At 27.8% G+C, this 23,752-nt stretch carries 19 protein-coding genes and 1 riboswitch; of the genes, 3 read left to right on the forward strand and 16 right to left on the reverse strand.

Going from position 1 to position 23,752, the window contains the following annotated elements; translation table 11 throughout:
* The first annotated feature begins 307 nt into the window (after positions 1-307).
* On the forward strand, positions 308-1,576 hold the full coding sequence (locus H9660_RS12615; protein ID WP_191750738.1) for an HD domain-containing phosphohydrolase: 1,269 nt from the start codon (positions 308-310) through the stop codon (positions 1,574-1,576).
* Between the two features lie 52 nt (positions 1,577-1,628).
* On the opposite strand, the gene gltS is transcribed toward H9660_RS12615, so the two are convergent.
* From gltS to guaB, 4 genes are all read right to left on the reverse strand, one after another.
* Entirely contained in the window at positions 1,629-2,822 is a 1,194-nt protein-coding gene (gltS, locus tag H9660_RS12620) for a sodium/glutamate symporter (protein ID WP_191750739.1), read from the reverse strand.
* A gap of 313 nt (positions 2,823-3,135) precedes the next feature.
* Positions 3,136-3,486 carry a YmaF family protein gene (locus H9660_RS12625; protein WP_191750740.1) on the reverse strand — a complete coding sequence of 117 codons (351 nt, stop codon included), beginning with the start codon at positions 3,484-3,486 and terminating at the stop codon, positions 3,136-3,138.
* A 126-nt stretch (positions 3,487-3,612) separates the two neighbouring features.
* On the reverse strand, positions 3,613-5,154 hold the full coding sequence (guaA, locus tag H9660_RS12630; protein WP_191750741.1) for a glutamine-hydrolyzing GMP synthase: 1,542 nt from the start codon (positions 5,152-5,154) through the stop codon (positions 3,613-3,615).
* A 227-nt stretch (positions 5,155-5,381) separates the two neighbouring features.
* Positions 5,382-6,830: an IMP dehydrogenase gene (gene guaB, locus H9660_RS12635; protein ID WP_191750742.1), complete on the reverse strand. Its 1,449-nt coding sequence runs from the start codon at positions 6,828-6,830 to the stop codon at positions 5,382-5,384.
* A 156-nt stretch (positions 6,831-6,986) separates the two neighbouring features.
* Positions 6,987-7,084, reverse strand: a riboswitch (purine riboswitch).
* Positions 7,085-7,296: 212 nt separating this feature from the next.
* On the opposite strand from guaB, the gene H9660_RS12640 reads away from it, so the two are divergent.
* Together H9660_RS12640 and H9660_RS12645 are read left to right on the forward strand one after the other, a co-directional pair.
* Positions 7,297-8,670, forward strand: a complete 1,374-nt coding sequence (locus H9660_RS12640; RefSeq protein ID WP_191750743.1) for a PTS transporter subunit EIIC — start codon at positions 7,297-7,299, stop codon at positions 8,668-8,670.
* 170 nt (positions 8,671-8,840) lie between these two features.
* A complete protein-coding gene (locus tag H9660_RS12645) occupies positions 8,841-10,250 on the forward strand; it encodes a glycoside hydrolase family 1 protein (protein WP_191750744.1) in 1,410 nt (469 codons plus the stop codon).
* Positions 10,251-10,510: 260 nt separating this feature from the next.
* Here the strand turns inward: H9660_RS12645 and H9660_RS16555 are convergent, their stop codons facing one another.
* The 12 genes from H9660_RS16555 to groL all read right to left on the reverse strand — a co-directional run bounded on the left by H9660_RS16555 (position 10,511) and on the right by groL (position 23,752).
* Positions 10,511-11,014, reverse strand: coding sequence for a prepilin-type N-terminal cleavage/methylation domain-containing protein (locus H9660_RS16555; protein ID WP_191750745.1), 504 nt, complete (start codon positions 11,012-11,014; stop codon positions 10,511-10,513).
* Between the two features lie 206 nt (positions 11,015-11,220).
* Positions 11,221-13,035: a hypothetical protein gene (locus H9660_RS12655; protein ID WP_191750746.1), complete on the reverse strand. Its 1,815-nt coding sequence runs from the start codon at positions 13,033-13,035 to the stop codon at positions 11,221-11,223.
* A gap of 64 nt (positions 13,036-13,099) precedes the next feature.
* Positions 13,100-14,092, reverse strand: coding sequence for a prepilin-type N-terminal cleavage/methylation domain-containing protein (locus H9660_RS12660; RefSeq protein ID WP_191750747.1), 993 nt, complete (start codon positions 14,090-14,092; stop codon positions 13,100-13,102).
* Positions 14,093-14,115: 23 nt separating this feature from the next.
* On the reverse strand, positions 14,116-14,577 hold the full coding sequence (locus H9660_RS12665) for a type II secretion system protein (protein WP_191750748.1): 462 nt from the start codon (positions 14,575-14,577) through the stop codon (positions 14,116-14,118).
* Entirely contained in the window at positions 14,531-15,289 is a 759-nt protein-coding gene (gene pilO / locus H9660_RS12670) for a type 4a pilus biogenesis protein PilO (protein ID WP_191750749.1), read from the reverse strand. The genes H9660_RS12665 and pilO overlap by 47 nt, the downstream gene beginning before the upstream one ends.
* The gene (gene pilM / locus H9660_RS12675; RefSeq protein ID WP_191750750.1) at positions 15,261-17,087 is read right to left on the reverse strand and encodes a pilus assembly protein PilM; all 1,827 of its coding nucleotides are present in this window, start codon (positions 17,085-17,087) and stop codon (positions 15,261-15,263) included. Before pilM ends, pilO begins: the two co-directional genes overlap by 29 nt.
* A gap of 101 nt (positions 17,088-17,188) precedes the next feature.
* Complete coding sequence (locus H9660_RS12680; protein ID WP_243190664.1) at positions 17,189-17,629, reverse strand: prepilin-type N-terminal cleavage/methylation domain-containing protein; 441 nt, start codon at positions 17,627-17,629, stop codon at positions 17,189-17,191.
* Positions 17,630-17,701: 72 nt separating this feature from the next.
* On the reverse strand, positions 17,702-18,904 hold the full coding sequence (locus tag H9660_RS12685; RefSeq protein WP_191750752.1) for a type II secretion system F family protein: 1,203 nt from the start codon (positions 18,902-18,904) through the stop codon (positions 17,702-17,704).
* 14 nt (positions 18,905-18,918) lie between these two features.
* The gene (locus H9660_RS12690) at positions 18,919-20,595 is read right to left on the reverse strand and encodes a GspE/PulE family protein (RefSeq protein ID WP_191750753.1); all 1,677 of its coding nucleotides are present in this window, start codon (positions 20,593-20,595) and stop codon (positions 18,919-18,921) included.
* 137 nt (positions 20,596-20,732) lie between these two features.
* Positions 20,733-21,479, reverse strand: a complete 747-nt coding sequence (locus tag H9660_RS12695) for a prepilin peptidase (RefSeq protein WP_191750754.1) — start codon at positions 21,477-21,479, stop codon at positions 20,733-20,735.
* A 104-nt stretch (positions 21,480-21,583) separates the two neighbouring features.
* Positions 21,584-21,970, reverse strand: a complete 387-nt coding sequence (locus H9660_RS12700) for a hypothetical protein (protein ID WP_191750755.1) — start codon at positions 21,968-21,970, stop codon at positions 21,584-21,586.
* 189 nt (positions 21,971-22,159) lie between these two features.
* Positions 22,160-23,752, reverse strand: a complete 1,593-nt coding sequence (groL, locus tag H9660_RS12705) for a chaperonin GroEL (RefSeq protein WP_191750756.1) — start codon at positions 23,750-23,752, stop codon at positions 22,160-22,162.

Raw genomic sequence — 23,752 nt, forward strand, 5'->3', positions numbered from 1 at the left:
AGTAAATTCTAACTTAATAAAAATACAAATATACACATATATACAATTAATATATTAAAAACAAATTTTGTACTTTTTTAATACATTAACAATATATTAAAATATCCAAATTTTCCTTGTTATTATAACATATTTATACAATTTTTAATATATTAATTTTATTTTTAACAGCTATAAAAAAATTAAATTAATGCTTTTACTTAAATATTTTGCTTAAATTTATGTGAATTTTAATGTGTTATTGATAATTTTGTTATATAATAATGGCATTGACCATTTTTAAATACAAGGAGTTTTAGTCTTATATATGGATAGGAATACAAAATTAAAAAATATACTAAGTACATTTGTTTCTGCTTATAGTAAATTTGATAATAATATAATAGTTCATTCTAAAGAAGTTGCTTTCTTAACATTGTCAATATGTAATGCTTTATCAATTGATGAAATAAAGAAAAAGGATATTATGGTTGCAGCTTATTTACATGATATCGCAGCTTCTAGAACAAATCTTTTAGATTCTTTAAAAAAATTCGACACTGTAGAATATCATGCTCATTGTATATATGGATATGTATTTTTTGATACTTTCATGCCCTGTAATAATTTTAGCAAATATATTTTATATCATCATGAACCTTTTAACTCAAAAAATATAATTAATAATATAGAAATTCCAATAGAAAGCAATATTTTAAAAATAGCTGATGATATTTCTATATTTAAGCTTACTGATAATGATATAACTATAGATAAAATTCGTGAATTTTTACTCTCTAGAAAGGATTTATATAATCCAATATATTTAGATATATTTTTATCTAATTATGGTGATGAAATTTTAAAAAAACTATTAGATAAATCTTACTTAGAATATCTTGCTGATTATGGTGATGAAATTTTAATTAATAATACTGATTTTGTTACCCTTGTTGAAGCAATGGCTTTTGTACTAGATTTTAAATGTGAAATAACTACTATGCACTCTCAAACAGTTTCCTTATTTAGTGTATTACTTGCTAAAGAATTTGATTTACCTGATATTTTTGAAATTCGTGTAGGTAGTTTATTACATGATATAGGAAAACTAGCTATTCCTGATTCAATTTTAAAAAAGCCTAGTTCTCTAACTCCTGAAGAGTTTGAGGTTATGAAAAAACATGTTGAATATACTTATGAAATTCTTTCTAATTTAAAGAATGAAAAAATATTAAAAATAGCTTCAAATCATCATGAAAAACTTAATGGACAAGGATATCCAAAAGGAATTTCTGACTTATCCTTCCAAGAAAGATTAGTTAGTGTTGCAGATATTTTTGCTGCATTAACTCAAAAGAGAAGCTATAAAAATGGATATTCAAAAGAAAAAACAATAGAGATTCTACGTAATTGTGCTAACAATTGTGAAATAGATACTTGCATAGTTAATAAAGTCATCGAAAAATATGATTACTTTATTGATATGAATTTTGAATTAAATGAAACTTATAATAATAAAATTAATTTATTAAAGGAGAAATATAATACTTTATCTTCTTATAATGAATTTATAAATTTTAAAATAAACCCTACATAGTAGATTTCATTATATCTACTATGTAGGGTTTATTCTTAATAATTTTTTATTCTCATTTAAACATATTTATAAATAAAGTTATTACTCCTGAATTTATAAAATCAATAAATAATCCTCCAACTATTGGTACAACTATATACGGTGTTTTAATAAAGCCATATTTACTTGTTAAAGCATCCATATTTGCAATTGAATTTGCAGTTGATCCCATTCCAAATCCACACATAGCACTTGAGAAAACTGCTGCTTCGTAATTTTTTCCCATTATCTTAAACACAATAAAGTATCCAAATATAAACATTATTATTGTTTGTATAATTAACATAACTATCATAGGTAATGCTAAATCAAATAATTCCCATAATTTTAATCCCATTAATGCTAAAGATAAATAGAAAACAAGACTTATATTACCTATAACCTCAATACTTTCATCTTCAATTTTATGATTTTTAAAATCCATTATATTTTTTATTACTGCTGCTGTAATCATTGAACCTATATACGATGGGAAGGTTAATCCTATTGATTGTATAAATATAGTTATAATTGATCCAATTCCCATAGTAATAAAAATTAATGAAAGTGCTTTTATAATACTATTATAATTTATATTAGTAGAGTTATTATTCTCATTATTAACTTCATGATTTTTATCTATTTTATATATAGAAGTATCTATTTTATTCTTTTCTATTAAGCTTTCTGCAATAAATCCTCCTAATATACTTCCCATTATTAATCCAAACGTTGCTGATGCAAAGGAAACTGTTGTAGCAGCTGATACTCCAACCTCTTCTAGTAATGGACCAAAAGAACCTGCTGTACCATGTCCACCAACTAATGGAATTGAACCTGTTGCTAATCCTAAAAGAGGATTAATTCCAAAAAACTTAGCTATTATTACTCCAATTATATCTTGTGCTATAACTAATCCTACTGAAAGTCCTAAAAATACTAGAACTTTTTTCCCACCAGTTTTTAAAACCTTTAAGCTTGCCGTATATCCTATACTTGTAAAAAATATAGTCATAAGAATAGATTGTAATGAAGTATCTAAATTTATTTTTAATATATTTGTTAAATTCAATATAAGTACTATTACAGAAAATATCATTCCTCCTACAACTGCTGAAGGTATACAATATCTTTCTAAAATCTTTATCTTTCTTTTTACATAATCTCCAAAATAAAATACAATAGTTGCTAATGCCATTGTTTGAAATACATCTAAATTTAAGCTCATTTATATTCCTCTTTTCATTATCTGTCTATAATCCCTGTATGCTATAATTTATACTTAAATTATTCTTATATATAAAATACTACATATTTTGCAAGTTGTCAAACCATTTCTTGCATTTTAAATTAAATATATGTACTATACATGTATTTTATGAATAATATTTCTATCAATATTTCAAAACATACAAGTGTACAGAAAATTTTTTATTTAATTAGTATTCAATATTAATAATACTAATTTAAAAATCCTATTGCTAAAACAATAAAAAGATGAAACTATAAAAATAGTTCCATCTATATTTTTCATAATACTATTAATAGGTTGGGCAATATTCAACTTCTCCAATAGGATTTTCTATTAAAGTTGCAACTATAAACATATGCTTATGACCATCTCTTTCCTTTGTACAAGCATAAACAAAGTGAACGTGTCTCTTATTACCTACTGGTATTGCAGGTCCTGTAAATACCTCTATTTCATGATAATGATCATTGAAGAAATCTGTTTTAGTTTTTATAAGGTGCACATGGCTTCCCTTCCATGGTCTAGCTTCTCCTGTAACTCCTGCAAAACGATGGTTATGAACATCATCACTACCAAGTTCTGCTAACTTTACACTTCCAACAAATTCGTGAACGTGTTTTTGTGTTTCACAATTATACATATCTTGAATTCCTCCTCTTTTGTTACATAATATATAATATTAAATCTACCTTAATTTAGTTACTAAATATGAAGAGAAATAAAAAAAAAATGCCCAAAAACCTTAATGGCTTTTGGGCTATATTTTTTATTCAAATTCTATAGTTGCTGGTGGTTTTCCTGTGCAATCATATAATACACGGTTAACCCCTTTAACTTCATTTACTATTCTAGTTGTTACTTTTCCTAGTACTTCCCATGGAAGATCAGCTGATTCTGCTGTCATGAAATCGCTTGTAGTTACTGCACGAAGTGCTATAGCATAATCATAAGTTCTTTCATCTCCCATAACTCCTACTGATCTCATGTTTGTAAGAGCTGCAAAGTATTGTCCAATACTCTTATCAATTCCAGCCTTTGCAATTTCTTCTCTGTAAATTGCATCTGCTTCTTGAACTATTTTAACTTTTTCAGCTGTTACTTCACCTATTATACGAATTCCAAGACCTGGTCCTGGGAATGGTTGTCTGAAAACTAATTTTTCAGGTATTCCAAGTTCTAAACCTGCTTTACGAACTTCATCCTTGAATAATAATCTAAGTGGTTCTATTATTTCTTTAAAATCAACATAGTCTGGAAGTCCTCCAACATTATGGTGTGATTTTATAACTGCTGATTTTCCAAGTCCACTTTCAATTACATCTGGATAAATAGTTCCTTGCACTAAGAAATCTACAGTTCCAATTTTCTTAGCTTCTTCTTCGAATACTCTAATAAATTCTTCACCTATGATTTTTCTCTTAGTTTCTGGATCTTCTACTCCCTTTAATTTTTCGTAGAATCTTTCTTGAGCATTTACTCTTATAAAGTTTAAGTCATATTGTCCATTTGGTCCAAATACTTCTTCAACTTCATCCCCTTCATTTTTACGTAGTAACCCATGATCAACAAATACACATGTTAATTGGCTTCCAACAGCTTTTGAAAGTAATACTGCTGCAACTGATGAATCAACTCCACCTGATAATGCACATAACACTTTTCCATTTCCAACTTTTTGACGAACTTCTTCAATTGTTTTTTCTACAAATGAATCCATCTTCCAGTCTCCAGAACACTTACAAACATTATATAAGAAGTTTGATATCATCTTTGTTCCTTCTTGTGTATGCATAACCTCTGGATGGAATTGAACTGCATATAAATTCTTTTCTTCACATTCCATAGCAGCTACTGGACATACTGGAGTGTTAGCCACTACCTTAAAGCCTTCTGGTGCTCTTTCTATGTAATCTGTATGACTCATCCAACAAATAGTAGATTCAGATACATTTTCAAAAATCTTAGAATCTACATTTACATCAACCTTTGTCTTTCCATATTCACTTACAGGTGCAGTTGCAACTTTTCCTCCAAGCATATGAGCCATTAATTGTGAACCATAGCATATTCCAAGTATAGGTATACCAGCTTCAAATAATGCTTTTTCACATAAAGGAGAATCTTCTCCATAAACACTATTTGGTCCCCCTGTAAATATTATACCCTTTGGATTCATTTCCTTTATTTCATCCACACTTAAAGTATACGGATGAACTTCACAATAAACCCCACACTCTCTAACTCTTCTAGCTATTAATTGATTATACTGACCACCAAAGTCAATTACTAAAACTAACTCTTTATTCATAGGTTACCTCCAACCCCAAATTTTTCTTTTCAAAAATATTCTAACTTATTATTATATTATTGTCCACCGACTTAAATTAAGAATGAAGAATTAAAAATTAAAAATTATTGATGTAATTTGTTCCAAATTACTAAAAATAAATTAATTTTAAAAAAACTCCGTCAGGAGTTTTCTCCTAAATTCTACATTCTTCATTCTACATTTTTCATTATAGTAAGTAACGCTAGTTACTTACTATAGTTAGGTGCTTCTTTAGTTATTTGAACATCATGTGGATGGCTTTCTTTTATTCCTGATGCTGTTTGAACTACGAATTTAGCATTTTCATATAGGCTATCTAAATTTGCTGCTCCTAGATATCCCATTCCTGATCTTATTCCACCTAGTAATTGGTATATTGTATCTGCTACGTGTCCTTTGTATGCAACTCTTCCTTCAATACCTTCTGGTACGAATTTTTTAGTTCCATTTTGGAAGTATCTATCACTTGATCCTTTTTCCATAGCTCCAAGTGAACCCATACCTCTATATACTTTATAACTTCTTCCTTGATATACTTCCATTGCTCCTGGTGCTTCTTCGCATCCTGCAAACATCGATCCCATCATAGCTACTGATGCTCCACCTGCTAATGCTTTAACTATATCCCCTGAGTATTTTAATCCACCATCAGCAATTACAGGAACACCATATTTTCTTCCTTCTTCTGCGCAATCCATAACTGCTGTTAGTTGAGGTACCCCTACACCTGCAACTATTCTAGTTGTACAAATTGATCCAGGTCCAATACCAACTTTAACACAATCCGCCCCAGCTTCAATTAAGTCTCTAGTTGCTTCAGCAGTTGCAACATTTCCAGCTATAATTTGAAGATCTGGATATTTATCTTTTATTTTTCTTACTGCATCCATAACACCTTTTGAATGTCCATGTGCTGTATCTAATGTAATAACATCAACACTTGCTTTAACTAAGGCATCTACTCTTTCCATCATATCCTTAGTAATACCAACTGATGCTCCACATAATAATCTTCCTTTTGAATCCTTCGCTGCATTTGGGAAAGCTTTTACTTTTTCTATATCTTTAATAGTTATTAATCCTTTTAAGTTATTTTCACTATCTACTAATGGCAACTTTTCGATTTTATGTTTCTTTAATATTTCAAGAGCCTCTTCTAAAGTTGTTCCTTCATGTGATGTTATAAGTGGACTCTTAGTCATAACTTCTGAGATTAATCTATCATAATTAGTTTCAAATACTATATCTCTATTAGTTATTATTCCAACTAACTTAGTGCCTCTAGTTATTGGAACACCAGATATTCTATATTGAGCCATAAGTTCTTGAGCTTGTCTTACTGTATGCTCTTCAGATAAAAATATAGGATCTGTTATTACTCCATTTTCCTGTCTTTTAACTCTATCTACTTCTTTTGCTTGCTCTTCTATAGACATATTCTTATGTATAATCCCAATTCCACCTTCTCTAGCCATGGCAATAGCCATCTTAGATTCAGTTACTGTATCCATACTTGCACTCATTAATGGAATATTTAAAAAAATCTTCTTAGTTAATTTAGTTCTTAAACTAACTTCATTAGGTAAAACTTCTGATCTATTTGGTACTAATAATACATCGTCAAAAGTATAAGCAGTCTTAATAATTGTTGCCATCATTCTTCCTCCTTAAAATAATTATTTTCTTTCACTTTATTATAAAAATGAATTATTTGCTTCATTTTCAAAACTATTTTTTTGTATAAAAAAAGACATACTAATCTTCTAAGTGAAGTTAATATGCCTATCCCTACATAATAATTTATATAGTTATAGTATACCAAAATCACTCATAGTCGGAAATTTAAGGTTTCCGGTAGAAACTCTTTGCCATATTCAAAGTATATACGAGTTATTTTATAAAACTACTTTTAATTTATAGATATTATATAACTCCCCCCTAAGCTTGTCAATAATTTTGCAACTTATATTTCAAGTATTTTATCACCTTAAAATTATCCTCTTAAATACTAAGTAAATTAACTCTTAAATAACATATTTTATTGATTTTCTCAATTATTTTATGTATAGTATTTTTTAATAGATATTAATTATTAATTGATAATTTTAATGGAGGACAAAAATGAATTATAAAGAAATAGCAAATGATATTCTCTTTAACTTAGGTGGTGCTGAGAATATTAATGAATTAACTCACTGTATGACAAGACTTAGACTTAAAATTAATGATATGTCTAAAGTAAATGTTGAAAATTTAAAAAATATAGAAAGTGTAATAACAGTTGTTGAAAACATGGGACAACTTCAAATAGTTATTGGAAATAAAGTAACTAAGGTTTATGATGAACTAATTAAATTAGTTCCTACAATTTCTATGGATAATAGTAATAATGATAAACCTTTAAAGGAAAATATATTTAACAAAATACTATCTACAATAGCTGGAATTTTCACACCAACTATACCTGCAATAGCTGGTTCTGGTATGATTAAAGGAATTTTATCAATAGTTGCAATGTATTATTCAAGCAAACATAATATTGATATTAAAACATCTCAAAGTTATATTATTTTAAACTCAATGGCAGATGCAATCTTCTACTTTATGCCTATTATTTTAGGATATACTTCTGCAAAAGTTTTTAAATCTAACAAAATAATTTCTATGGTTATTGGAGCTACCCTTTGTTACCCAGCGTTTACAGCTCTTATGACAGGAACTGAGGCTGTTAACTTTTTAGGATTACCTGTAACTAAAGCTGGATATACATCATCAGTAATTCCAATAATAATAACTATATGGGTTTTATCTTATATTGAAAGATTCCTTGAAAAATATATACCTGAAGTAATTAAAATAATAATGGTACCTACTTTCTCATTAATTATAATGCTTCCTGCAACATTATTCTTATTTGGACCAATTGGAATTTACATAGGTAATGCTATTAGCTTCATATATACATCTATTTATGAGCTAAGCCCTACTCTTTGTGGTGCATTTGTTGGTGGATTATGGTGTGTGTTAGTTATCTTTGGTGCTCATAGAGCTTTAGTTCCAATAGGAATAAATGATGTAGCTCAAATGGGAAGACAAAACTTACTTGCCTTTGCTGGTGCTGCTAACTTTTCACAAGCTGGTGCTGCTTTAGGAGTATTTTTTAGAACTAAAAATGATAACTTAAAAACAATTTCTCTATCAGCTTCTATAACAGCTTTATTTGGAATAACAGAGCCTGCTATTTATGGAGCAAACCTTAGATTAAAGAAACCAATGATTTGTGCTGTAATCTGTGGTGCAATTGGTGGAGGAATTATGGGATTTGGAGGAGCATTTGGTAATGCCTTTGCAAATCAAGGTGTCTTAACTATTCCTGTATATGCTTCAGCTGGTGCAAAAGGATTTATTAGTTACTTAATTGGATGTGCTATTGCCTTCTTTGGTTCAGCTATATTAACATATATAATTGGTTTTGAAGATGTAAGTAAGTGTTAAAGTATCATATCCAGGTTCCGTCGCATTCGCTCCAAGTCACCTTGCTATGATTACTTTAAAACTTACAAACTAATACAAACTAAATGTTAGAAATTATAAAAGTATTATTCTCAGGGTAAAATTTTTATAATTTCTTAAAATAATAAGGAAATGAAAGGATTGACAATTATATGAATACAAATTTTCCGAAGGATTTTATGTGGGGAGCTTCTTCTTCTGCATTTCAAATTGAAGGTGCTTGGGATGAGGATGGTAAAAAGCTAACTGTTGCAGATTATAATTCTTTTAAGAAATCTCATTTGCAAGCAGATACTAAGGTAGCTTCTGACTTTTACCATAATTATGAAGAAGATATAAAGCTTATGAAGGAACTTGGAATGAAAACTTATAGATTTTCACTTTCTTGGGCTAGAATAATTCCTGATGGTGATGGAGAGATAAATCAAAAAGGAATAGATTTTTATCATAAGGTTATAGATAAGCTACTTGAATATGATATAGAACCTTTTGTAACTTTATATCACTTTGATTTACCATTTGCTTTAGTAGAAAAATATAATGGTTGGGAAGGTAGAGAAACAGTATATGCCTTTGAAAGATATGCTAAGATTTGTTTTAAGGAATACGGAAATAAGGTTAAATATTGGCAACCTCATAATGAACATAATCTAATTGTTAGAGTTGAAGAAAGAATCAATATTTATGATGAAACAGATAAATGGAAAATAGATAAGATGCGTGCTCAAATGGATTATAATCTATGCTTAGCTCATGCTTTAGCTGTTAATGCATGTCACGAAATGATTCCTGATGCTAAAATAGGTCCTGCTGTTTCTTCATCTGTTACATATCCTTTAACAACTAAACCAGAGGATGTATTTGCTGCTAGAATGAATGATAACTTTAAAGTGTATTATATGCTAGATATGCACTACTATGGAGAATATCCAGGATATTATATGGAATACCTAAAGAAGAGAAATATAATGCCTTATACAGAAGAAAGTGATAAGGAAATATTAAAGAAAGCAAAAATAGATTTTATAGCTATTAATTACTATAGAACTAACTGTGCTTCTTATCTTCCAGCTGATGAAGATCATCCTTTTGGACTTAGAGAAGGTACTGTTGACTTTGATATTTATGGCCTATTTAAAATGACTATGAATCCTAACCTAACTGCAACAGAATACGGAGCAGCTATAGATCCATCTGGACTTAGAGTAGCCTTAAATGAATACTGGCAAAGATATCATCTTCCAATAATAATAACAGAAAACGGACTTGGAACTCCAGATGTATTGGAATATGGAAAAGTTCACGATAGCTATAGAATAGACTACTTAAGAGAACACTTAAAAGCTTGCGACTTAGCAATCAAAGATGGTGTTGACCTAATGGGATATTGCCCATGGTCCTTTATGGATCTTTTAAGCTCTGCCCAAGGCTTTAGAAAAAGATATGGATTAGTATATGTAAATAGAACTGATGATGAACTATTAGACTTACAAAGAGTAAAGAAGGATAGCTTCCATTGGTACAAAAAAGTTATAGAAACTAACGGAGATTTAGATCATTAATTTTTCTCTTGATAGCAAAATAGATAAACATTATATTCCTTGCTCCGTCGCATGCGCTCCAAGTCGCCGTCATACAATGTTTATCTCTTTGCAAACTAAATGAAGAAAATATTAAATATAATAGCAAGGCGGCTTGAAGCTTGCTATTATATTTTTAATACTTATTAATTTATGTTATAAAAATTTTATTTTAAAAATTCAAAGAATGAAAAAGGACATTGAATCTTAATAAATTTAATGTCATTTATTTATTTAAAATTTTAATCAATACCTTCTACATTGTTTGAATTATTATCTGCTAAAGTTGGTATATTTCCACCATACCAAATGTTATTTGTAATTGTATTGGGCTCTGGATAAATTTGATTTGCATCTGTAAGAGCACCACTCGTACTCTCAGCTATATATACCTTAATATCACCAGAAGTCACTTTAACCACAAAGTTTTTACTTCTATCCAACTTTGGCTTAATTTTTTCATTTTGTATTTGCTTATACGCTTCTCCCTTTAAACTTCCTGCGGTATTATCTTCTCCCCATATAAAAGTTCCAGTATCCGTTGATGTTTTGCCACTTGCAATTGCTAATGCTACTGCACTTTGTATTTGCTTAGAATTAGCTATATCTGCATTACTATTAGCATTATTTCTAATCTCTGCGAATTTAGGAATAGCTATTGCTGCTAATATAGCTATAATTGCTATAACTATAATGAGTTCAATTAAAGTAAATCCGTTCTTTCTGTTTTTTAAATTTAGAATCATATTTTAATCTCTCCTTTTTAATAATTATTTTATATTATTAAAATATCCAAATTTATCCTTTCTTAATCACTTTATACATGCTAATTATTAATATATTTTTCTTTATTTAATAACATAAAATAAAAGGATTTACCGTATAAATAAAAAGCCAATATCGTTTTATATAAAACTAACGATATTGGCTTTTCATTTGTCTTATTATTAATTTAACTTGATTTTTTTAAATATTTATCTAGAGTATTTATTACATTTTTACTATCAGGAGTAATTGAATTAGTTTTACTTTCTAACTCTAAATTAACTATATATGATTTATCTATCTTTCCTAAAGTAAGTATATAACTTTTATCCACATTTACTAACTTACTTAATCCTCCATGTATATTTAATTGCCCCAAACAAATTATAACACTATTTTCTAAATTTGATTTAATTCCATTTGCTACAGTAAGCTTTCCGTTTATTATACAAGTTCCATTTAAACTATTAATTTCTATTTCTTTATTACTAGTTAATGCTTCCTCATTTAAATTTTGTAATTTAAATCCTATAATTATATTACTATTATCTATACTGATGCTGTTTTTGTAAGGGCTATATATTCTTCTAGCTACAAAAACACCACCTTTATTTTTAATATTTATATTTATCTCTCCTGATGTACATTCTAAATTAGACTGTTCTATAAATAAGTTACTATTATCATTATTTATTGAAACTAACTTATTGCCCTTTAATTGATTTTTACAATAAATTATACTTTCATTTTCTATATTAGAGACTACTTCTCCATTGTTAGAGTCTATATCATTTACAACTATCCTACTATTATTCATTTTCATATAAACTCCATTTTGACCAAAAAGTCTATTTTCACTATATATAACGCTATTATTCTCTAAATAAATTTCAGTTTTCCCATTTCGACTTTCTATTGCTTCATTTTTTACAATTAGCATTCCTGAATTCATTTTAATATTTAAATCCTTACCTGCAGATAAGTTTTTAACATATAGCTTACTATTATTACTCAGGTTTATATTTAATTTATCACTTGTATATATACCTTCATTAATAACTAATATACTATTTTCAAGATTTAATGTTACATTACTATTTGAATAACCATTCAACTTTCCATTAATAAGAACAATACTATCATTTAAATTAATAATTAAATCATTTGCAAAATCTATACTTCCTTCAAACTTTACACGTTCATTATTAAAATCAGTGTTAGTCTTATTTTTTATTCTATCTATATTATCTTTTTTTTCTATTGAATTTATATCATCTGGCATGCTAGTGTCAATATTAATATTAGATTTTATATCATTTTGTATACTTTCACTATCTAAATATACATTTAAATTTTTTAAATTCTCATTTTTCTCTTTATTTACTAATTGCCCCTTTAATCTAAATTCATCTCCCGATGTTATCTTGTTGATTAATTCTTCATCTTTTTGACTTGTATTTGCAACCTCTACTTTACCACTAAAATTCATAAAATTAACAGGCTCAATTATTATATCTCCTATATCTCCATTATCTTCATCATTTCCGTTATCCCCATCATTTCCCCCATTTGATCCATTATTTTTTAATTTGACAGTAATAACTTGTCTTTCTGTTTTACTTATAGAATTTTCTATTGATTTATATTTTGCTGTACTTATAACTGTATATTTATATCCAGTTATAGTTCCTTCATTCTCAATAGTATCTTTTTGTATTTCTTTTAATATAGTTATATTATCAAAACTATTTATTCCACTATCACTTTCTACTTCTGCAATTGGTAGATCACTACTATTGCTTACTGATTCAATATCACTTAATAACTCTTCTTTAAATATATTTAATCCTGATTTTGCAGCTAATTCTAAATCTATATCATCACTATATCTTTTATTTAGTTTAGCAGTATTCGTAACACCTACTGAAATAGCTGTTGCTAATATTATTAAAGCTGTACAAGCTATTAATATAGTTACTAATGCAGATCCTTTTTTCTTCATTATACTCCTCCCATAGCATATTATAGTATTGTTTATATCAAAAATAGCTTTATTAATTTATACATCATTCAATTAATTTCCATACATACTGTACTCCTGGCTCTAATCCTGCATTTGCATACCATTGTGATATGTATATTTTACCATTATGAGTAACTTTTTGTGCTCCCTCGTAATCTTTTGTTCTTTTCCAAACTGTAGGTTCTTCAGTTATTATAGTCCATGCATTCCCATATTCAGGATTATTGCCCTTATTTCCCTCCCAAGCAAGTTTATAAATTACATTATTATATCTAACGATATCTCCTTTATAATAAATTTTATTAATATCCCATTCATCTATATTACTTTCATCTGATGATGGCTTATTTTCTAAGCCATTATTATTGTTTGAACTTCCATCATCCGTGTTACTACTTCCATTATTTATATTACCATTTCCAATGCCTAAATCAATATTAATTTCATCTTCACTTTCTATAGTAAAACTAATTATATATTGAGATTCACTTTGAATATCTCCATTTACAATGGATAAACAATTTATTGTTACTAATTCATTTATTTTTTGTCCACTTGAATTAAGTATATTCTCAGTATAAACTTTTATTTTATCAACTTCATTTCCTTCTATATTAGAAATTAAAGTATTTCTACTATTAGGTACAATTTCATTTGTTAATTTATTTATATCAAATTCAATTAATTCATGATTATTATTCTCATAAATTTCAACATAAACTTTAGCAACATCCTCATTATCATTGCTGAACCTTAATATTTCTCTTGCATAACTTGTTCCATTAGCAAGTTCCCATTTGTTACCGTTAAGATAACCAAATTTATCATTTATAATTATTTCATTATATTTTTTAGATGCTGTTTGTATTTTTAAAAGAGAATTTCTTACTTCATTTTGAATTTGAGAGCTTTTATCTGTTCTTATTAGTATTTTTTGACTCTGAATTAATACCGTGCTTATCATTAAAGATAAAATCAAAAAAACTAATAAAGCTACCATAAGTTCAAGTAATGTAAACCCTTTTTTTCTTTTCATGTTTTTCCTCCAAACACATAACTTTAGTCTCTTCTTAATACATATATATGTTTTGAATACTCTTCGTTTCTTGAATTTTTAAAAGTTGCTTCTACTTTATATAAATTATTTTCACCTTCTAAATTAGTTGTAATAGTTATTTTATATATACCGTTACCTTCATTTGTATTTTGTAAAGTCTCTATTCCTGTTTTCATTTGCTCAATATTATCAAAACTAACTGTAAAATTTAAAGAATCACCTGGAGAAACTACACCACTTTCAAACATAAGTAAAGCATTTTTTAAATAACCATCACTTTCTAATTTTCTATTTGTTTTTGCCTCACTATTAACTATTCCTATTATAAATGAGCTTATTCCAATAAATAAAATAGAAAGGATGGCCATAGCAGCCATAATTTCTACTAAAGTCATCCCCTTTTTGTTGCTGTTTTTTTTAGTTAAAAGAATTTTCTTTTCCATAAGTTCCATTATTGAAATCATAATTCTCGCTCTCCTTATAACTTAAATTATAGAAATTAGCAGTTAAAGTAGCTATTAATATATTTCCTTCACTTTGACTAAATGATATATTAGAAACATCTGAAATTCTTGAATAACCTTCAATAGCTTTAATAAATTCAATTATATCTTCATATTTACCAGCTATACTCATATTGATTATTTGCTTTTTAACCTTATCCTCTTCATTAACTTCATTTTTTTCCTCTTCTTCCTCTTTTACAGTATCAATTCCTCTTTCAATTTCAGTTACCATTCCATTTTCATCTGTTTTAACATCATCATTAGATTTAATATCTTCTTCTGCTACATCAGAACTTGAAAAATTTATACTTTTAATTTCAATATTATTAGAAATAATCAATTCTTTTAAATCATATATTATCTTAGCTACTGCAGGAGTTTTTGAAATTTCCTCTAAAGCAATATCATATTGTTTTTTTAATTCTTCATTTTTTTCTTCTAAAATTTCATTTTGTCTCGGTATAACTTTTATTTTAGCTTCTTCAGCTTTTTTTAACTCTAATGTATTTAAATTACTTGAATAGTTTTCAATCTGAGGTACTATTACGAATCTTAATCCTAAGACAATAGCTGCAATAACTATTGTAGATGATAATATTATCTTATCTTTTTGAGAAAGATTTTTAAAATAAGATACAATACTATTCTGTTTCTTGTTCTCTAGTTCCATCTGTAATTACCCCTTCTATTAAAATTGAAAAGCTATATTTTATTATTGTTGTTTTTTCCTTACTTTCTTTAGAGTTATTTTGATTTCCTGAATTTTTTTCATCAGTATTATTAGTGTTATTATTATTTTCTAATTTTATAGATTCATCATCTTTATTATATTCATTATTTATATCTGAATTTTCATCATCAGTTGTTACTATATTATTCCCAGAGGCAAAAACTACTCTATATTTGTCACTTACGCCTCTTAGTGTTGAGGTTGTTGTTATAGATACTTTACTATCTAAACTATTTAATCTTGATATTTCTAAAACCTTCTCTATAGGATTTATGTAACTTATTTTTGCATTAGAAAAGTCATTGCTCATTTCTAGATTTGCTAGAAATTCTGAAATGGCATTATATGTATCTGATTCTCCAACTATATTTATTGATCCAGTATCTGAAAATGATAAATTCACAAAATTTATTTCTTTTGGAACATAAGTATTTAACTTACTTAAAATCGTTGATGTTTTACTAGTATTATCCTTTATTCCATTAATTCTATTTATAAAATACTCCATATTAGCATTTTCAGATTTTAGTTCTTTATTTCTATTAATTATTTCATCATACCTAGCTATATTTTCTTCAATTTCTATTATATCATTACTTATTATTTTATTTACAACTAAAAATGGAGAAGAAATTGATACAACTGCTAATAAAGTAATTATAGGTACTATTAATAAAATTCTATCAATATTATCTTTTCTTATTGCTTTATCAATAGCTCTAGGATTTAAATTAAGCAATTTGTCACTATTTTCTCTAAGAAGTAATCCATAGGAAGCTATATATTTAGGGAAATTATCTTCGAATTTAACCTTTAATCCTAAATCCATAGGGTCATTAATTAATATACAAGGTAACTCAAAATATTGTTCCAAGCTTTTCTGCATATTTTTCATAACCATATCTTCACATATTATTACAAATTTAGTTACAGGCTTGTTAGATTTTTCAGAGTTATAATATCTCACAGTATTATTAACACTAGCTAATAAATTTTGAAAACTTCCCATTAATTCTGGATTATTATCAAATATATTAGCAAACTCCTCACTATCTATATTGCTTTCTGAACTATCCTTATATAATTCATTAAATATATTCTTAACTCCAAAAGGAAGATTTCTTTCAAATTTTAAAACACTATCTTCAATTATACTAACAGTGGAACTATCTGCTCCAAAATAAAATACCGCTGTGGACTCCTCATTAGTAATATTCTTACTAATTTTTAAAACTCTTGCTAAACTATTTGATAATATATCAATAGCAGCTATGTCCTTATCTATAGATTCTGCAATTTCAACTATTGGATCTATTTTTTCCTTAGGTGCAGCAACTAATAATATTTTATATGCTTTTTTTTCTTTACTATTTATTTTTTTTACTATTTCAAAGTTTGTATAATACTTATTTATATCTGGTATAAATTGTTCAAATTCAAAATCAACTGCATCTCTTAATGCATCACCTTTAAGAATTGGAACCTCTATATATCTTGTAATTAAATCTGATCCTCTTAAAACGAAAGATACATGTTTTATATTTCTTGCAACAACATCTAAATAATCATTTAGTGCTCTTATTATAAAATCCTTATCCTTTACATTACCATCTCTACAAATACCATTTTTCAAGCTAATAGTATGTATTTCGTTTATCTTATTTTTATTTCCTATAAGAATATTTATTGCTGTATCTGTTATTTGGATAGATAGGTTTTTATTATTTAATAATGACATAAATCTACCTCCAAGTTTTATTTTATAATACCCTTTTAAAAAATCAGGACCTTTACGGTCCTGTAATTTTAATATTTTAAACTTATTATTTATTAATATTATTATGGATTTCCTGCAGCTGGTTTAGCAGTTAGAGATTTAAAATTATCACCGTCTAATACAATTCTATTTATTATATCTTTATCTGTATTATCGTTTATCTCCTTAACTTCAGCTATTGTTGCTTTTTGTATATGCGTAATCTTAGTTGTATCTATTAAGCCCTCAGTAACTAATGGAACTAAGGCTCCTGTACCTGTAGTAGCAGCTGATATTTCTGTAGCGGCTGTAGTGTCTATCCTATTTGTTGTTGATGTTACAGTATTATATGTTTCTATAGCATTCATAACTGTTCTACATTCTGTTATAATAGCAGTTTTCTTTGATCTGTTAATATAACCTGTTACAGTTGGTACTAATACTGCAGCTAGTATAGCTATAATAGCTATAACAGCCATAAGTTCAATTAATGTAAAACCTTTCTTTTTCTTCTTTAAATTCATTTTGAATACCTCCATTTATTTAATATTTATTTTATTAAAGGGAATCCCTTTTTTTAACTTTATTATATAAATTTAAACCGCCCCCATAACTTGGAACATAGGCATTGCTATTGATATAACTACAAACCCAACAATAATAGCTAAGAATACAATCATAACTGGCTCAATTAAAGCTGTTAGTTTTTGTATAGCAAACTCTGATTCAATTTCGTAATATTCAGCTGTTTTTATTAATATTCCATCAAGATTTCCTGTATCCTCCCCAACTTTCATCATTTGTGTTAACATAAGCGGGAATATCTTTTTACTCTCTAAGGTTTCTCCTATTCTTGCTCCAGTGCTAATACTTTTAGCTGCTTCGTCAACAGAGCTTTTAATAAATTTATTATCTACTGCATTTCCTGCTATAGATAATGATTCAATTACTCCCATTCCACTTTTAACTAACATTGCAAAGGTTCTTGCAAATCTTGCTGTAAATATTTGTTGTGTTATTTTTCCTAAATATTTATCTGTAACCATAAACTTATCAAGTTTATATTGTATTACATAGTTAGTATCAATAAAAAATTTCTTTATTGCAAACAATGCAATAATAAATAAAATTAACATTAATAAGTTTGAACTAATAAAGTCACTAATAGCTATTACCATTTTTGTTGGTACTGGGAGCTCTTGTCCAGCTGATAAAATACTTTCAACAAAAGTTGGAACAACGAAACTTACAAGACCTATAACTATACATACAGCAAATGCTAATAAAAATTTAGGGTAAGTTAATGCTGCATCTATTTTTTTCTTTTGTCTATGTTGTTTATCATAATAATCAGCCATTTCTTCCATAACACTATCTATACTTCCTGTAGCTTCTCCTACTTCTATCATTGCAGTAAGCATAAATGGAATTTCCTTATGTTTATGAAAGACTTCTGATAAAGAACTTCCCTTTTGAACTTCTTCATATACATTTTCTAATATATTTTTTAGTTTTTTATGTTGAATTTGTTCTTTTACCATTGATATAGCTCTAATCATAGGTACACCAGCAGACAATGTAAAATAAAGTTGTCTACAAAGAATTGCTAAATTTTCAAATGGAATTGAAGACTTAAGGCTAAATTCTAATGTAGCTCCTTTATTGTTTTCTACTATGGATGTTGCAAATATCCCTTTTTCTTTAAGCATATACTTAACATCATCTTTGGTTTCAAGATCAACCATTCCTTTAACTTTAGAACCATCTAACGATTTTCCTTCATATAAGAAAATAGGCATTTATCATTTCTCCTTTAATCCCCTAATAAAGTTACTCTTAATAATTCCTCTATAGTAGATTCTCCCTTTAGTATAACATTAATAGCAGATTTACTTAAAGTTTTCATTTTATTTCTTAATGCTGCATTTGTAATAGCTTCTAAAGATTCATCTGCATTTATTAATTCTCTTATTTCCTTATTAATTTCCATAATCTCATATATACCAACTCTTCCCTTATATCCTGTGTTGTTACATCTATTACAACCTATTTTTCTATATAATTTTAGAGTTTCATCTTTTGATAACCCCAAGACTTCCTTTTCATAATCACTAGCTATATATTCTTCCTTACAACGAGGACAAAGCTTTCTTATAAGTCTTTGAGCTATTATTCCAACTAAAGCAGATGATACAAGGTATGGAGCAACCCCCATATCTTTTAATCTTACTACCGATGATGGTGCATCATTAGTATGAATTGTACTTAAAACTAAATGTCCTGTTATAGCTGCTCTTACGGCAATTTCTGCAGTTTCTTTATCTCTTATCTCTCCAAGCATTACTATATCAGGGTCTTGTCTTAATATTGATCTTAATCCAGATGCAAATGTAAGACCTGCCTTTGTATTAACATTTACTTGATTTATTCCATCCATTGAAAATTCAACTGGATCTTCTACCGTTATTATATTCTTATCTTCTCTATTTAAGTCTTTTAATAGAGAATAAAGAGTTGTAGATTTCCCACTTCCCGTAGGTCCTGTAACAAGTACTATTCCATGTGGTTTAGTAATCATTTTATTTATTTTTTCTAAATCATCTTCCTCAATTCCTAGTACTTCCTTATCTACATTAAAAGCACTTTTATCAAGTATTCTTATAACTATTTTTTCACCATTTACTGTTGGTAAAACTGATACTCTTAAATCAATAGTTTCATTATCTACTTTAGTAAATATTCTTCCGTCTTGAGGAATTCTTCTTTCAGCAATATCCATGTTACTCATAATTTTTATTCTTGTAACTAATCCAGCTAAAGGTTCCCTTGGAGAATCAAATTGTTTCTGAAGTTCACCATCTATTCTATATCTAACACATACTCTATGCTCAAAAGGTTCTATATGTATATCACTTGCTTTTCTTCTTACAGCATTTTGAATTATTGAATCTACAAGTTTAACAGCTGGCGCATTTCTTATATCCTCGCTTAACTCTTCTTCAATTATTTGAGATGCTTTTCCTTGATTCCTAAGTTCCTCAGCAGTTTTTTGCATATAGTCTTCAGAGTAATATTTTGATATTGCTCTTGATATTTCCTCTTTGCCACATAATGCTATTTTCAAATCATATCCCGAAGCAATTCTAACATCATCTTCCGCCATTATATTTAGAGGATCATTCATTAAAACTAGCAATTTTCCTTCTATAAATTGTATTGCTAAAACATTATATTTCTTAGATAAAGCTTCAGGTATTACTTTTACTGCTTCTTTATCTATTGTTATCATATCTAAATATACTCTCGGTGTTCCAAGTTGTACTTCTAAGGCTTGTAGTAAATCATCTTCAGTAATAAAACCTTTATTTATTAATATTTCTCCAATTTTATCCCCTGTTTGCTTTTGAATCTTTAATGCTTCTTCCAAATCCCCTTCAGTAATATAATTAAGTTCAATTAACATATCACCTAGTCTTTTTCTACGATTCATTTTCTTCACTCACCTTAAATATGAATAATTCATTACATATTCTTTATATATTATTTACAATTATTATACTAATTATTATACTAATTTTTACACCTTGTTCAACTATAATATTATTTATTATTTAATTAAAATTTTCCTTAAAACATATTTAAATATAAATTTATCAATAACTCACCATATAAGCATGATATTATACATCCAAGAGCAATGCATGGACCAAAAGCCATTTCATATTTCCCATCCTTAATTTTAAAAATAAGAATTATTGATGCTACTATTCCACCTATTATAATAGCTAAAAATAGTGAAACCAAACTTCCTTTGAGCCCTAAAAAAAGTCCACATACTCCCGCTATATCAGCATCTCCTTCTCCCATACCATGTGTTAATAATATAATTAAATATATTATTCCATAGCCTATAAGTCCTCCTAAAAGACTATTTATTATACTTATTTTGCCAAAATACGCTCCACTTAGTATATATAATATTGCTATAACTAAACCTAAGATTGTAGTTGAAGAATATACTTCTTTAGTTTTTATATCTATAATAGAAATAACTATTAAAAGTGATGATAATATTGAATAAAATATAAAGTAGAAAGTTAATCCAAACTTTATGAATAATATTAAATATATTAATCCGTTTAATATTTCAATAAGTGGATAAATAATAGATACTTTTTCCTTACACTTTCTACATCTTCCACTTAAAAATATATAACTAAGTACTGGTATTAAATCATAAAACTTAAGTTCATATCCACAACTTGTACAATGTGATGATGGATATGCTATAGATTCCTCTCTCGGTATTCTATATATACAAACATTCAAAAAACTTCCTATACATAATCCAATAATTAATACTAGTAAATACATGACTCTCTCCTTAACTTTGTACTACTTATATTATTTCAACATAATATCTATTTTTCCTCTATAAATTCCAAAAAATGTATCGACAAATTAACCGATACATCATTTTACTTTATTTTAAGGAATTGTCCCTTTATATTTATATCAAAATCATCATTATTAACTATTTTATTTGCATCTTCAATAGTTAATGCTTCTATATTATTTAAGTTATCTATATTTATATATTTTTTTATTGTAGCTAGTTTCTCTCCACCATTTACTTTAATATCTGCTATAGTTTCTTTTTCATCAAATTCTATATTGGCACTAATTTTAGAAGCTTCAACTGCTATTAAATATTCTCTAACTGCATTTTTTACTTCTATCTTTTTATATTCGTTTCTATAACTTATATAACTACTAATTAAAATTCCAGAAAGTATAACTATCATAATTGTTATTATTATTTTTCTTATTCTAATAATTTTATCTCTTTTGCTCTTATTTCCCAAAATATCACCTACTAATTATTTACTTTATCATTATAGATTATACTTTGTAAGATATCAACAATTAAGTAATTAAAACAAAAAAGACTGTCGCAAAGACAGCCTTTCTATGAACTAATTTCTAAAACTCCCTCAGAAGCTTTTTCATTAATTCTTCATTTTACACTCTTAATTCTAAATTACGCATAGCGTTTAGTACATTCCGTCCATTCCCATTCCTGGTGCTCCTGGCATTGGGTTTTCTTTTTGTGGAATATCTACAACTGCTGCTTCTGTTGTTAAGAATGTTGATGCTACTGATGCTGCATTTTGAAGTGCTGATCTTGTAACCTTAGTTGGGTCAACTATACCAGCTTTAATCATATTTACATATTCTCCTCTTAATGCATCATAACCAATTCCTGCTTCGCATCCCTTAACATGTTCAATAATAACTGAACCTTCAAGTCCTGCATTAGTTGCTATTTGTCTCATTGGTTCTTCTAAAGCTCTTACTATAATATTTATACCAACTTGAGTATCTGGTATATCTGAAGTTATTTTATTTACTTCATTTATAATATTAGCATAAGCAGCTCCACCACCTGGAACTATTCCTTCTTCAACTGCTGCCTTAGTTGCTGCTAAAGCATCTTCAATTCTTAATTTCTTTTCTTTTAATTCTGTTTCTGTTGCTGCACCAACTTTAATTACTGCAACTCCACCAGCAAGCTTAGCTAATCTTTCTGTTAATTTTTCTTTATCGAATTCAGAAGTAGTTTCTTCTATTTGAGCTCTTATTTGAGCTACTCTTTCTTTAATAGCTTCACTATTTCCTTTTCCATTAACTATAGTAGTATTTTCCTTTGTAACTTTTATGCTTTCACATTGTCCAAGCATATCTAAAGTTACTTCTTTCATATCTATACCCAGTTCTTCTGATATAACAGTACCACCTGTTAATATAGCTATGTCTTGAAGCATTTCTTTTCTTCTATCTCCAAAGCCTGGTGCTTTTACAGCAACACATGTGAAAGTTCCTCTTAATTTATTAACTACTAATGTAGTCATAGCATCCCCTTCAACATCTTCAGCTATAATAAGTAATTTCTTACCTTGTTGAACTATTTGCTCTAATATTGGAAGTAATTCTTGAATATTAGAAATTTTCTTATCAGTAATTAATATTGCTGGATTATCTAAAACAGCTTCCATTTTTTCTGTATCAGTTACCATATATGCTGATACATATCCTCTATCAAATTGCATACCTTCAACTACATCTAGTTCAGTACCCATTGATTTTGATTCTTCAACAGTTATAACACCTTCGTTACCTACTTTTTCCATAGCATCAGATATTAACTTACCTACTTCTTCATCTGCTGCTGAAATAGCTGCTACTCTTGCAATATCTTCTTTACCATTCACAGGCTTAGATATATTCTTAATTTCTTCTACAGCTTTATCTACAGCCATTTTAATACCATTTCTGATTAGTATTGGATTTGCTCCAGCTGTTACATTTTTTAAACCTTCTCTTATTATTGCTTGAGCTAAAAGAGTTGCTGTTGTAGTACCATCCCCTGCAACATCATTAGTTTTAGTTGCAACTTCCTTAACTAATTGAGCTCCCATATTTTCATATGGATCTTCTAATTCTATTTCTCTTGCAATTGATACACCATCATTAGTTATTAAAGGTGATCCAAACTTCTTATCTAAAACTAATAGCGATAGGTAACTCTTTGATGTAATCTCTAAGTTTTCCCCCGCTCCACACCGTACGTGAAACTTTCGCTTCAT

Source organism: Clostridium gallinarum, assembly GCF_014836325.1.
GTDB lineage: Bacteria > Bacillota > Clostridia > Clostridiales > Clostridiaceae > Clostridium > Clostridium gallinarum.